The organism is Helicobacter sp. 11-8110 (genome assembly GCF_003288905.1).
GTDB lineage: Bacteria > Campylobacterota > Campylobacteria > Campylobacterales > Helicobacteraceae > Helicobacter_D > Helicobacter_D colisuis.
Window position 1 is genome coordinate 413507 of the sequence record NZ_NHYL01000001.1, and the last position, 13607, is coordinate 427113.

Annotated in this window: 9 protein-coding genes, 1 tRNA gene and 2 pseudogenes; 10 read left to right on the forward strand and 2 right to left on the reverse strand. The window is 34.1% G+C overall.

Going from position 1 to position 13607, the window contains the following annotated elements:
* Together tsaD and CCY98_RS01985 are read right to left on the reverse strand one after the other, a co-directional pair.
* Positions 1–1002, reverse strand: a complete 1002-nt coding sequence (tsaD, locus tag CCY98_RS01980; protein ID WP_112056921.1) for a tRNA (adenosine(37)-N6)-threonylcarbamoyltransferase complex transferase subunit TsaD — start codon at positions 1000–1002, stop codon at positions 1–3.
* Positions 1003–1033: 31 nt separating this feature from the next.
* Positions 1034–1651, reverse strand: a complete 618-nt coding sequence (locus CCY98_RS01985) for a hydrogenase-4 component G (protein WP_112056922.1) — start codon at positions 1649–1651, stop codon at positions 1034–1036.
* Positions 1652–1715: 64 nt separating this feature from the next.
* Here CCY98_RS01985 and CCY98_RS01990 point away from each other — a divergent pair, with 64 nt between their 5' ends.
* From CCY98_RS01990 to CCY98_RS02040, 10 genes and pseudogenes are all read left to right on the forward strand, one after another.
* On the forward strand, positions 1716–2774 hold the full coding sequence (locus CCY98_RS01990; protein ID WP_112056923.1) for an agmatine deiminase family protein: 1059 nt from the start codon (positions 1716–1718) through the stop codon (positions 2772–2774).
* A gap of 58 nt (positions 2775–2832) precedes the next feature.
* Positions 2833–2917, forward strand: a tRNA-Leu gene (locus CCY98_RS01995).
* A gap of 107 nt (positions 2918–3024) precedes the next feature.
* Positions 3025–3438 (forward strand): YbgC/FadM family acyl-CoA thioesterase, encoded by a 414-nt coding sequence (locus tag CCY98_RS02000; protein WP_112056924.1) that lies wholly within the window; start codon positions 3025–3027, stop codon positions 3436–3438.
* 8 nt (positions 3439–3446) lie between these two features.
* Positions 3447–3695, forward strand: a complete 249-nt coding sequence (locus CCY98_RS02005) for a DUF493 domain-containing protein (protein WP_181566522.1) — start codon at positions 3447–3449, stop codon at positions 3693–3695.
* A gap of 102 nt (positions 3696–3797) precedes the next feature.
* A pseudogene (locus CCY98_RS02010) lies at positions 3798–4532 on the forward strand (type I restriction enzyme HsdR N-terminal domain-containing protein); the annotation flags it as partial.
* A 2-nt stretch (positions 4533–4534) separates the two neighbouring features.
* Positions 4535–6016, forward strand: coding sequence for a DUF2779 domain-containing protein (locus tag CCY98_RS02015; protein ID WP_181566523.1), 1482 nt, complete (start codon positions 4535–4537; stop codon positions 6014–6016).
* Between the two features lie 240 nt (positions 6017–6256).
* The gene (locus CCY98_RS02020) at positions 6257–7918 is read left to right on the forward strand and encodes a DUF262 domain-containing protein (RefSeq protein WP_112056927.1); all 1662 of its coding nucleotides are present in this window, start codon (positions 6257–6259) and stop codon (positions 7916–7918) included.
* Positions 7919–8091: 173 nt separating this feature from the next.
* Positions 8092–11377, forward strand: a pseudogene (locus CCY98_RS08735) (N-6 DNA methylase); the annotation flags it as partial.
* Between the two features lie 285 nt (positions 11378–11662).
* Complete coding sequence (locus CCY98_RS02035; RefSeq protein WP_112056929.1) at positions 11663–12823, forward strand: PLP-dependent aspartate aminotransferase family protein; 1161 nt, start codon at positions 11663–11665, stop codon at positions 12821–12823.
* 9 nt (positions 12824–12832) lie between these two features.
* On the forward strand, positions 12833–13606 hold the full coding sequence (locus CCY98_RS02040; RefSeq protein WP_112056930.1) for a transporter substrate-binding domain-containing protein: 774 nt from the start codon (positions 12833–12835) through the stop codon (positions 13604–13606).
* Position 13607 lies beyond the last annotated feature (1 nt).

Sequence of the window (13607 nt, forward strand, 5' to 3'; positions counted from 1 at the left end):
CTAGAGACTTGACACTCTAGGTTTCACTTGCAAATTAAAATCACTCCACTCACCTCTAAGGTATGATTCTAAGGCAACTCTGCCTATCATTGCTGCATTATCCGAACAATACTCCAAAGGCGCTAAAAGCAATGTAACTCCATAATAATCACATATTTTTTGAATCTCATTGCGCAACACAAGATTTGCACTAGCCCCGCCAATAACTCCAAAATATTTCCAAGAATCAGCACTTTTAGAATTTTTCTCAAAAAATATTTGAGTTTTTTTACTTAAATGTTCAATTGCCACTCTTTGAAAACTTGCACAAACATCTCCCATAAAAGCTTCATTTGGCGATTCTTGTTTTTGTATGACTAGTCGCACAGCATTTTTTAACCCAGAGAAACTAAAAGCAAAATCCTTTTTGCTTTTGAGGGGTAAAGGCAATTCAAAAGCCCTATCATTACCTTTTTTTGCATAGCGCTCCACAATAGGACCTCCAGGATAACCAAGCCCAAGCATTTTTGAAACCTTATCAAAGCTTTCTCCAAAGCTATCATCAATAGTTTGTGCAATGATATTAATTTCATTAAAACTTCTTGCTTCAAGTAGCATTGTATGACCACCAGAAACCAGCAAAGCCCCCAAGGGAAAAATCGCTTCTTGCTCTAAAAAGAGCGAATACAAATGTCCTTTAAGGTGATTTACGCTAATAAGAGGAATTTCAAGTGCAAAGCTTAGGGTTTTTGCCATCATTAAGCCTTCCATTAAAGTAATATTTAACCCCGGCTCTGTCGTAACTGCAATGGCTTTTAAGTCTTTAAAATAAGGTTGAGTGTGCTCTAAAATTTGCGGAAGAATCTCTGCATGCAAACGACTTGCGATTTCAGGGACCACTCCTCCATAACTAGAATGCTCCCTTTCTTGTGAGATTTTTTGATGAAAAACAATCTTTTTATCTTCGATTTGCGTGATAGCAATCGAACTATCATCACAACTACTCTCAATACTTAAAATCAAATACTTACCCCTTATTTTTGTTAAATTAACTCTACACTTCCTGCTCTAAGACATTTACACCAAGCTCTGAAAGTTTTTTATCAATTTTTTCTAAAGCTTTTTGCAGGGTTTCTTTACTAATATCTGGTAATTCCCCACCCCAAGTCTTTTCTGCTTGTTCATAACCGCGTATAATTCCCTCTCTCCCCGCTTGAAGTTTTTTGACATCATCACCTGCACCCGCCAAAACAAAATCAGCAATTCTCTCTGAAGTTTGACTAACCCCAAAAAATCCCTCTTCACTAATTAAATCTTTGGCTTCCTGCGTCGTTAAATCTTGCAATGCCTTACCATCATAGCCAATCTCCTCTAAATCTAATCCACTTAAAATGCTATTGAGCTTAGCAGGATCTTCAGAGGCACTTGTCCCCATAAACCCAGTGGCGCCTTGCGCACCAAAATTATTTTTAGCTACTATGCTTATTTCCATTTGAAATTGCACAATATAGCCAGTCATTACTGATTTTGCATCAACCTTTGAAGCGACTTCTTGAATCTTTTTTTGTCTCTCTTCTGCGCTAGAAATTTCCTTTGATAGCGGACTAGAACTCATTGCTGATTGTAATTCTTGTGTATAATCAACACCACTTTTAAGAGATTGTATTGACATATTGTCCTCCTTGACCAAAAATTTGTATATAATAATATCGACATTTTTTTAAAAAAGAGCAACAATGAAAAAATTTTATGCCGAATGGACTAAACAAGATGGTATTCTCCTAGCTTTCCCTCATCAAGATTCTGATTGGAGAGAATATTTGGCAGAAGTTAGGGAAGTTTATTGTCAAATCATTTATGAAATCATTCAAATCCAATCCTGTCTTGTTTTATGTCAAAACAAAGAAGAAGTAAAGCAAATTATCAAAAGTTATGCCAAAAACTCTCAATGGAATCTTAAATATTTAAAAAATCTTTATCTTATAGAGATACCAACTAATGATACTTGGGCTAGAGATTTTGGGGGAATCACCATTAACTATCAAGGGCAAAATCTTGTGCTAGATTATGGGTTTAATGGTTGGGGATTAAAATTTGCAGCCAATTATGACAACAACATCACCAAACAACTCCATAAACTAGGGATTTTTAAACAAATTAAAACCAAAAAAATCATCTTAGAGGGTGGAAGCATCGAATCAAATGGCGAGGGAATCATACTTACAAACACCCAATGTCTCTTAGAATCAAATCGCAATCCAGCCTATTCCCAAAACAAGATTGAAAAAATCCTTAAAAAAGATTTTGGAGCCAAAAAGATTCTATGGCTTAACTACGGCTATTTAGCAGGAGATGACACCGATAGCCATATCGATACCTTAGCTAGATTTATTGATAAAAACACCATTGCTTATCTCAAATGTGAAGACAAAAATGATGAACATTATCAAGCCTTAGCCAAAATGGAAAAAGAACTAAAAAAACTAAAAAATCTCAATCAAAAGCCCTTTAAACTTGTCTCTTTACCCTTTTGTGAGGCTAAGTATTTTCATAATGAGCGACTTCCTGCAACCTATGCTAATTTCTTATTTTTAAATGGTGCTGTTTTATTGCCAATTTATCACGACAAAAATGACAACAAGGCAATTAAGATTCTCCAAAAAGCACTTCCAAAGCATAAAATTATCCCCATTGATTGTTCTGTCCTAATCCGACAACACGGAAGCCTCCATTGCATTTCTATGCAATTCCCAAAAGGCACTCTAAATTATGAAGCGCTCAAAAAATTTCAATAATTTTTTGGCTTTTCATTTTAGATTAAGTTATTTTAGATAGAATTTCATTCTCTCAATTGCGGAAATGGCGAAACTGGCAGACGCACCAGACTTAGGATCTGGCGCCGCAAGGCATGGAGGTTCAAGTCCTCTTTTCCGCACCATCTAGCTTTTAAAATCCATTTTCAAATTTTCTAGTTTTCAAACTTCTCAATTTGCTTTTAAACAACCAAAAAGATAAAATACCCTTTATTAAATGGAAGGAAGCCAAATGTATCAAACAAGAATCTATTATGAAGACACAGATTGTGGCGGAATTGTCTATCACTCAAACTACCTTAAATATTGCGAAAGAGCAAGGAGTGAATGGTTTTTTTCTCAAGGCATTTTGCCACAACAAAACAATATCGGATTTGTAGTAAAAAATATGGCTTTAGAGTTTCTTTCTCCAGCCAAACTTGGAGATTTACTAACAATTCACACCGAGATTCTAGAGCAAAAAAACGCCTCTATTACTCTAAAACAGACTATCTTTAGAGATTCTTTGCAAAAAAATAGCCTTGAAAAATCAGATTCTAAGCCTATTTTTACTGCCATTATCACGCTTGTTTGTCTTGAAACCACCACTCAAAGAATCACTAAGATTCCACAATGGGCAAAAGAAATCTTTCAAATCTCACACTAGGAAATTTTATGGAAAACAAAAACGAAATTCAATACCCTTGCGCTTGGCATTATCGAATCATCGGTAACAGCAAAGAAGAACTCATAGAAGCTGCTTTTGAAATCATTGAAAAAGAATTCATTCACACGCTAGGCAAAGAAAGTAGCGGTGGAAAATACCATAGTATCAACTTAGAAATTAATGTAGAAACCAAAGAAGAAAGAGATAAAATCTTTGCGGATTTACAAAAAGATTCTCGCATTAAATTTGTGCTTTAAAGCAAAATACAAATATTCATCTATTTACACCAAAAGAATCTCTTTTCTAAGCAACAAAAAGTTAGAACTAACACTTTATGCGGTGAATGCAAAAGGTGCGAAATGATTACAAAACAAAATATGGAATCACTTTTAGATTCTCTAGGATTTATACAAAATGACAAGGTTTATACAAAAACCATAGGCGATATAACCATAGGGGTAGATTGTGCCAAACAAGAAATCATCTACCCCACGCAAATCACAATCCACGACAAAACCACCTCAAACTTTTCTCACCCAGAAAATTTCGTCGTTTTTGAATGTGTGCATAGGCTATTACAAAAGGGTTATAAGCCAGAACACTTAGAGCTAGAGCCAAGGTGGAATCTAGGGCGAGAGGCAAAAGGTGGGAAAGCAGATATTTTGGTGCGAGATCATCAAGGCAGTCCTTATTTACTCATCGAGTGCAAAACCACAGATTCTAAAAATAGCGAGTTTGCCAAAGAATGGGCAAAAATGCTAGAAAATGGCGGACAACTTTTCTCTTATTTTCAACAAGAAAGAGGCGTGAAATATCTATGTCTCTACACAAGCGACTTTATAGATGATACTCTCAAATATCAAAACTACATCATACAAGCCTTTGATAACCAAGAATACCTAAACGAAAAAGAATTAGAAAAATCCTATACAAAAGCAACCAACAATCTTGAACTTTTTTCTGTATGGAAAGAAAGCTATGAATTTCACCACGAAAAGCAAGGTATTTTTGAAAACAATATCAAAGTTTATATGCAAAATGACATTAAAGTTTCTCTTAGTTTCTCTGGCAAACAAATCTCTACAAAAGGACAGCTATGAATCTCTCAAAATCTCGCTTTATCAAAGGTATGCAGTGTCAAAAGCTACTATGGCTTTTAACTCATAAAAAAGAAGCCCTAAGTGAGCCAGATATGCAGCAAACAGAGCGATTTAGCGTAGGTGAAGATGTAGGGATTTTAGCGTGTGAGTTATTCCCTAAGGGAGCTAGAATCCACTTTTGTGATGGTATAAGTTATAACGCTAAACGCACAAAGGAATTGCTAGATTCTGGCACTAACGTGATATATGAAGCGACTTTTATATATGAAGGCATTGTTGTAATGGTAGATATTTTACAAAACACGCCACAAGGGCTTATCATCAATGAAGTGAAAAGCTCCACAAGCCTAAAGGAAGTATATATCTATGATTTAAGCGTGCAGCACTATGTCATCACGCATTGTGGATATAGTATAAAGGAAGCGAATCTTATCCATTTAAACACAGACTATAAAAGGGGTAAATCACTTGATTTAACTAGGCTTTTTGTAAGTGTGCCTTGCTTAGAATCTGTGCAAGAATTTACACCAAAGATTCCAACAATTTTAAGTGATTTTAGCGAGATTTTAGAGACAAAGAATGAGCCAAATATTGATATAGGATTACATTGTGATAATCCTTACTCTTGCGAGGCAAAGTCATATTGCTGGGAAGCCCAAAGGAATATAACAGGAGAAGATTGCATATTTAATCTTGCTTGGCTTAATGGCGATAAAAAGCTAGGGCTATATAGACAAGGGATAGCACGATTTAGTGATATAAAAGATATAGATAGCTTAAACTACAAGCAACAACTACAAATAGAATGCTTTAAGAATAAATCCGTGCATATACAAAAGGATAAAATCAAGGAGTTTTTAGGGAGTTTATCCTACCCCATTTATCACTTAGATTTTGAGACATTTCAACCTGCTGTGCCTAGATTTGTAGGCACTTGTGCGTATGAGCAAATCCCTTTTCAATTCTCACTCCATATCCAGCATAAAGATGGCAAGCTAGAGCATAAAGAGTTTTTAGCCAAAAGTGGCATTGACCCTAGAGTTGAACTTATTCAAACCCTGCTAGATTCTATCCCGCCAAATGCCTTTATCCTAGCTTATAATGCGAGTTTTGAAAAAGGTGTCATTACAAGACTTGCTGCAAGTTTTCCACAATATGAAAAAGAGCTTTTGCATATTGCTTCACAGATTGAAGACTTAATGTATCCCTTTGCCGCTAGGCATTATTATCATTATAAGCAAAATGGTAGCCACTCTATCAAAGTCGTGCTACCAGCCCTTGTGCCACAAATGGAATCCGCTTATAAAGAGCTAAGTCTCGTGCATAATGGTGGCGAGGCGATGGAGTGCTTTGGGGCATTAGAATCTATGCCAAAAGAAAAGCAGATAGAATATCGCAAAGCCCTTTTAGCATATTGCAAACTTGATACACTTGCTATGGTGGAGATTATAAAGGCGTTGGAAAAGCTAGTGGGCTAGGCGATATTTAGTCTTGTATTTTTGATTGTAATATACATTTATATTTGTAGCGATTAATCTTTACTACATTAAATTTAAAGAAAGGGTAAAAGCGTGGAATATAAAGACTTTTTTGAAAAAGTAAGCGGCTTTTTAAAACAGGCAGAGATTCACAAAAGGCGTGGGAATAATGACTTTAATCCCTTGCTTTATTTTTTTTGATTATAATACGCATACACATATTACATTTAAGGAGCGATAATGGCAAATGATTTCAAAGTAGAAGGTTTCAATTTAGAGGACTTATTGGCAAATAAAAAGATGTCATATCAAATCCCATCGTATCAACGACCTTATGCGTGGGATAAAGATCAAATTAGCGATTTAATCGAGGATTTGACAGAATCTTATTGCAATGGCAAAGAAGGACAATATTTTTGTGGTTCATTAGTGATTGCAAAAGGTGCAAATAGTGAGCGATATGATATTATAGATGGACAACAAAGACTTACAACTTTTACCATTTTAGCCTGTGTGATTAGGGATTTTCACATAGACAACTTGGGAGCTGAAAACAAAGATCGCATACAAGATAGCATATATGATAAATATGATAAAGACAAACACAAGCTAAAATTTTTAACAGATGAAAAGTATCAAATTGCCTTTGAAAATAGTGTATTAAGAGAAAATGTTTTACAAGAAAAGCTAAAAGATATTAAAAAAGCACAAGATATAAAGGATAATAGATATTTGCAAAATGCGTATTATCTAAAAGAAAGGCTTAAAGGAGCAATTGACGAAAATAGTATTGATATAGACGATTTTGTGTCGTGGCTTTATACAAAGGTGATTTTAACAAGAATTGAATGCCCTGATGAAGAAAGTGCGATTAGAATCTTTAATGTTTTAAATGATAGGGGTATGCCACTTAGCCCTGTGGATATTTTAAAATCTTCTCTTATGCAGTCATTAGACAAAGAGCGTAGAGAAGCTTTTAAAACAACTTGGCAAGAGATTATGTCAAATTTGGAAACAATGGGATTTTCTATGTATGACACATTAAATGCTTATCTTTACTATGCGATAGCAGACAATCCTAAAGGAAGGCTTGATAAAGAGCTTAAAACTTATTTTGAAAAAACTAAGCAAGATTCAACAGCCATTATTGAAGAGATAAAAACATTTGCAAACCACTACATTGAGATAATTAACACTAAGGATAAACATATCTATTGCTTAAGGTATCTGCCTAATCAAATCTATTGGCGAAGCATTTTGTGTGCTGCAAAAATGGTGGATTATAAAGATTACAATAAGCTAAAAGAATTGCTTATGGCTTACTATTACCAAAACCTTATAGGTATGGCAACAGCTAATAGATTTAAGCAAGTTTCATTTAATATCCTTAAAGCAGTCAAGGATATTAAACCAATAGATGAGATAAAAAACATTATGCGTGAAAATCTCAAAAAATATGGCACAACAAAAGATTATAAAGAATGGCTAGATGATGCAGATGTTTATGATTTGAAGTGGGTAAAACCAACATTACTTTTGCTTGAATACTTTTCTAAAGATGATGAAATTGGGTTTATAGAAATGGACAATAAGCTTCATACAGAGCATATCCTACCAAGAACTCCCAACGACGATTGGAAAAAAATCTTTAGCAATGAAGAAAGGGATAGCTGGACAAATGCCATAGCTAATCTAACATTGTTAAGATTTAAAAAGAATACTCAAGCTCAAAATAAAAGCTATGAAGAAAAACGCGAAGTCTATCTCAACAAGGATAATGTCAGCACAAGCTTTACTATCACACAAGATATTTTTAAGCATAAGCAATGGAATGTAGAAGCGTTAAAAATGCGAGATAATGAGGTTAAAACTAAGATAGAAAAAATTATTGATATTTTTTAAAATCTCATTGGAATCCTAACATATATAAACAATGCGATTAAGGTAGCTTTAGCTTAATCGCATTTTGCAACCTATATCTAGTCTTTTTGCTTTACATTGTTTAAAATATGTAATTTTTCCATCACATTTCAATCCTTTGTCATAACGCTGTCAAGAGATCATGTTAATATTACAACGCTTATAAGATTCTACAAACAACTCCAACCTTTGAAAACCTCAAAGAGCTCAAAGAAGAGGGCAAATACCACGAATTTGCCAAAATCTTACGCAAACACAATATTTCAGGCAAAGAAAATGCCTTTGATAAACTAGTCAATATTTTTCTTTGCAAAATTTATGATGAGAGTTTTTATAAAGACAATCTAAAATTTGGTTATCGTGGCGTAATGGCAGATACTTATGCGAGTATGCAAGATAGGTTAATGTGGCTTTACAAAGAAGCAATGAGAGAATTTTTGGGCGAAAAAATCACTTTTGTCTCTAATGAAGACATAGAAAAAGACTTCAAAAAACTCAAAGTCAAAGCCCTCAAAGCAACAATGCAAAACTACATCAAAGAACTAAAATTCTACTCTAACAACGACTTTGCATTCCTTGAAGTGCATAACAAAGAATTATTTTTAAAAAATGCCCTTGTTTTAAAAGAAATCGTTGAGCTTTTTGCACCCTACAAACTCACACAAAACTCTACCAATCAATTTTTAGGCAATCTCTTTGAGCTGTTTTTACAAAAAGGTATGAAGCAAGATGAGGGGCAGTTTTTCACACCTATGCAAATTTGCGAATTTATCGTGTATTCTCTCCCCTTAGATTCTATGCTAAGCACAAAACCTCTAAAAGTCATTGACTATGCGTGTGGTGCAGGACATTTTCTAAACACTTATGCCAATGAGATTAAACGCTACATCAATACACAAGATTTAAAAGAGCATTACAAAAATATCTATGGCATTGAAAAAGAATATCGCTTAAGCAAAGTCGCAAAAGTCTCAAGTGCTATGTATGGACAAAATGAAATCAATATCCTCTACGCCGATGCCCTCTCAAGCTTTGAGTTAGCCAACACAAGAGTTTTGGAAGGTCAAAAGCCAAAACCACAGATTCAATCACACAGCTTTGATTTACTCATCGCCAATCCACCCTATTCTGTCAAAGGCTTCCTAGAAACGCTAAGCCCAAAATCTAGAAAAACCTATGAACTTTTTAATACCGACATCAATATAGAATCTAACAATTCCATTGAATGCTTTTTTATCGAGAGAGCCAAACAGATTCTAAAAGACAATGCAAAAGCCGCTATCATTTTGCCAAGCTCCATTTTAAACAAAGATTCTATCTACAAATCCACACGAGAAATACTTTTCCAAAACTTTGATTTTATCGCTATTGCAGAGCTTGGAAGCCAAACCTTTGGAGCCACAGGCACAAACACTATTATTTTATTTTTACGCAAAAAAGAAACTTTTAGACAAGAAGAAAGGGTTGTCTCCCAAGACTACAGCCTTATAAAAGAACGCTTAGAATCAGAAAATCTACAAGACAATGATGATTTTTATCAAAACTATCTAAGTGCATATTGTGATTGTAGAGAGTTTAACAAAGAGCATTTTTTAAGCTTTTTGGAGGGAAATCTTAATGATGAGATTCTAAAGCTTGCTACTTTCAAAGAATATCTCAATGCGTTTAAGCAAACAAGTGAATACAAAAAACTTACCGAATCTAAAGCCTATAGAAATTCTAAAGATGAAGACAAAATCTCCCTAGAACGCACACATTTTATAGCCTACGCCCAAAAGATTGAAAAAGACAAATTGCTTTATTTCTCTCTAAGTCTCAATCAAGAAGTGCTTATCATCAAAGCCCCAAGCGATATAAAAGAACAAAAGCGATTCTTAGGCTATGAATGGAGCAATCGCAAAGGCGATGAGGGCTTAAAAGAATTATCAAACCCTTATGAAAGCCCACTTTTTGAACGCGACAATCCACACAATGATTTTAAACTAAACACCTTGATACGCAAATCTTTTGACAATACGCTTGATTCTATCCCACAAGAATTGCAAACCTACGCCACAAAGACAAGACTAATTGATATGATAGATTTTAGCAAAGTGGAGTTTAATAAAGCGATAAGTCTTAATCCGCATTCTAACGATTCTCATAGTGTGCAATCCAACCCTTTTGCAAATTCTAAATATGAGTTGGTGAAACTTGGGGAGGTTATTTTAGAGAATCCAAAATCTAAAATCCAAGTAAGAGAGGCAAAAGAAAATACAACGGGAGCATATCCGTTTTATACGAGTGGGGTAAATATTTATCGCTATGATGAAGCTCTAACAAGTGGAGAAAACATTTATCTCTCAACAGGCGGCAATGCACTTGTGCAATTTTACAGAGGAGAGAGTGCATACTCTACTGATACTTACGCGATTAAAGCAGATTCTAAAAAAATTGCTTACGAAATTTCTTTTTTATGTTTTACAAATGCAACAAGGCTATATCAATCAATTTCTTTTTAAGGGTTCAGGCTTAAAGCATTTACAAAAACCAGAATTTAAGAATCTCAAAATCCCCTTGCCACCTTTAGAAATCCAAAAACAAATCGTAAGCGAATGTGAAAGCCTAGAATCACGATGCAACACAATAGAGCAGAGTATCAGGGCATACCAAGAACTCATTAAAGCAATTCTTTGGCATTGTGGGATTACTACAGAATCTACAAAAGATTTTGATTCTATCCTAATGTCTTTAGCAGAGTTAGAATCCAAACTTGACTTTGAGCTTTTAGGAAAGACAAAACAAGATTCTAAAGCATTTTTGCAGAATCTAACAAATATCTTAAACACTCTCCCAACTCCACCAAGCAATGGATGGGAAAGAATTTGGTTAAAAGATACGAGATTTATTGATTTAAACCCAAAAAAAGAAATCAATAATTATGATGAAAATATGCTTGTGTCTTTTGTGGAAATGGCAAGCGTTTCAGACAAAGGATACATTGAAAGAAAGATAAATAAACCTCTAAAAGAAGTTAAAAAGGGTTATACCTATTTTATAGAAAATGATGTCTTGATTGCAAAAATAACCCCTTGTATGGAAAATGGTAAATGTGCAATTGCAACAAATTTAACAAACAATATAGGTTTTGGTAGCACAGAGTTTCACATTTTTAGAGCCAAATCTGGCTTGAAACCCAACTTTTTATTTTACAATTTAAATCAAGAAGCCATAAGAGAGCAAGCTGCGATTGCAATGACTGGAGCAAGTGGGCACAAAAGAGTTCCCATAAGCTTTTATGAAAATCTTACAATCCCCCTCCCGCCACTAGAAGCCCAAGAAAAAATCACACAAAGCATTGAGACAATCCAATCTCAAATTTCTTTTTTAGATTCTGCACTTCCGCTTTTACAATCCCAAAAACAAGAGGTATTGAAAAATACCTTTTTTAAGCATTTCTAGGCAGATTCACAAAACAAGCCTAAAAATTTTAGGCTAGAATCTACAATAATTTTAACTCCACTTTGTTTTTACTAAGCGATAACACTTCAACTTCCACATTATCGCCCTCTTTTAAAACATCAGAAACTTTTTGTTCTTAGTTTTAATCTGAAAAATAACTAAGCAATATTATCACGCAATACCTTTTATATTTAATTGAATCTTAAATTTAAGTTTATATTTATTTTCTATTAATATAATTTCAGTCTATTTTAAACATTATAGATTATAAACAAAAGGTTTTTTATGAACTTTAGTACCAAAGCTATTACTACAGCTGAAAATCCAAATCTAAGCGGATACACTTCAAGCGATGTTATTTCTCCCATACATCTCTCTAGCACTTTTGCAAAACCTGATTATGAAAATAATATTAAAGGCTTTAGCTACTCCAGACTAACAAACCCAACAAGAGAAGTCTTAGAAAAAAAGGTGGCGGCTTTAGAAAATGCAAAACATTGTATCGCCTATGCTAGTGGTCAAGCTGCAGAAAGTGTAGCTATTCTTAGTTTTCTTAAAAGTGGCGATGAAGTCATTTGCTTTGATGATATTTATGGCGGAACTAGAAGATTGCTTAGTTTTGTGTTTAATCATTTTGGCATTAAGGTAACTTATGTCGATATGACAAAGATAGAAAATATCAAAAACGCTGTAAATGCAAACACTAAAGCCATTTGGCTTGAATCGCCTACAAATCCGCTCTTGCAAATATGCGATATTAAAGCAATTTGCAATCTTGCAAAAGAACACAATGTCTTAAGTATAGTTGATAATACCTTTGCTACACCATTTTTACAACGACCATTAGATCTTGGCGCTGATGCAGTTTTGCATAGCTTGACCAAATATATCAATGGACATAGCGATAGCATTGCTGGCGCTATTTGTCTTAATGATGAAAAACTTTATGAAAAACTTCGCTTTGTTTCAAACAGCACAGGAATGATTTTAAGCCCTTTTGATTCTTATCTCAATGCAAGGGGTGTTAAAACTTTAAAATTGCGTGTGCAAAAACAATGTGAGAATGCCTTTGCTGTGGCTAGTTTCTTGGAGAAACATAAAAAAATTAAAAAAGTTTTGTATCCAGGCTTAGATTCTCACCCTCAACATACTTTGGCTAAAGAGCAAATGAATGGCTTATTTGGTGCTGTCGTAAGTGCCTATTTGGATACAGATGAAGAAGGAATGAAGCGTTTTGCGCAAAACCTAGATTTATTTATTCTAGCAGAAAGTTTGGGTGGCGTTGAGAGTCTTTTTGGTTGCCCTTATTATATGAGTCATGGTAGTGTTGATGAAAATATCAAAAAGCAAATGAATATTACTAAAAATCTCCTAAGATTCTCAGTGGGATTAGAAGAGGAAGAGGATTTAATATCAGCCCTAGACTTTGCATTAAATAAAATTTAAAGGAATTTTATGAAAATTAAATTATTACTAATAGCATTAATCGCATTTCTTTTAAATGCTTGTTCTAATACAGAAAACCAACAAAGCATAAAAGTAGGTAGTGAGGGCGCTTATAAACCCTTTTCTTATGTGGATAAAGATGGAAAAATAACAGGCTATGATGTTGAAGTTGTTAGAATCTTACAAGAAATTGATCCATCTTTGAATTTTAGTTTTAATTATGCACCTTGGAATGCTCTATTTTTGGGCTTAGATTCTGCTAGATTTGATATGCTTGCTAACCAAATCATCAAAACACAAGAAAGAGAAGAAAAATACCTCTTTAGTAAAGAGAGCTATTTTGTAAGCACTTCGCAATTTGTTGCTAGAGCTGATAATACAGATATTAACACAACCTCAGATTTAAAAGGAAAGATTGCAGGATGCGTTGTAGGATCTGCACACACAAAAATCCTTGAAGAATGGAATAATAAAAATGGAAATGTCTTAGAAATACGATATTACAAAGATTTAATACCACTTCTACAAGATTTAGTTAATAAGCGCATAGATATTCATTTAAATGATCCTGCCTCTATTGCTGATATCATCAAAGAACAAAAATTGAATCTTAAAGTGCTTGATGAGCGTATCTCTCAAAGTCCAGTTTATCTCACTTTCAGAAAAGAGAATCAATCCAAAGAGCTCATTGAAAAAGTAGATGCTGCGCTAACAAAAGCAAAAGAATCAGGAAAACTACACGATCTTTCCATAAAATACTTTGGGGTAGATCAAAGTCAGTAAA

Excerpts from the sequence above, each read along its gene's own strand:
- CCY98_RS01985 (WP_112056922.1), bottom strand. The coding sequence starts at position 1,651 with ATGTCAATACAATCTCTTAAAAGTGGTGTTGATTATACACAAGAATTA.
- CCY98_RS01990 (WP_112056923.1), top strand. The coding sequence starts at position 1,716 with ATGAAAAAATTTTATGCCGAATGGACTAAACAAGATGGTATTCTCCTA.
- CCY98_RS02000 (WP_112056924.1), top strand. The coding sequence starts at position 3,025 with ATGTATCAAACAAGAATCTATTATGAAGACACAGATTGTGGCGGAATT.
- CCY98_RS02005 (WP_181566522.1), top strand. The coding sequence starts at position 3,447 with ATGGAAAACAAAAACGAAATTCAATACCCTTGCGCTTGGCATTATCGA.
- CCY98_RS02015 (WP_181566523.1), top strand. The coding sequence starts at position 4,535 with ATGAATCTCTCAAAATCTCGCTTTATCAAAGGTATGCAGTGTCAAAAG.
- CCY98_RS02020 (WP_112056927.1), top strand. The coding sequence starts at position 6,257 with ATGGCAAATGATTTCAAAGTAGAAGGTTTCAATTTAGAGGACTTATTG.
- CCY98_RS02035 (WP_112056929.1), top strand. The coding sequence starts at position 11,663 with ATGAACTTTAGTACCAAAGCTATTACTACAGCTGAAAATCCAAATCTA.
- CCY98_RS02040 (WP_112056930.1), top strand. The coding sequence starts at position 12,833 with ATGAAAATTAAATTATTACTAATAGCATTAATCGCATTTCTTTTAAAT.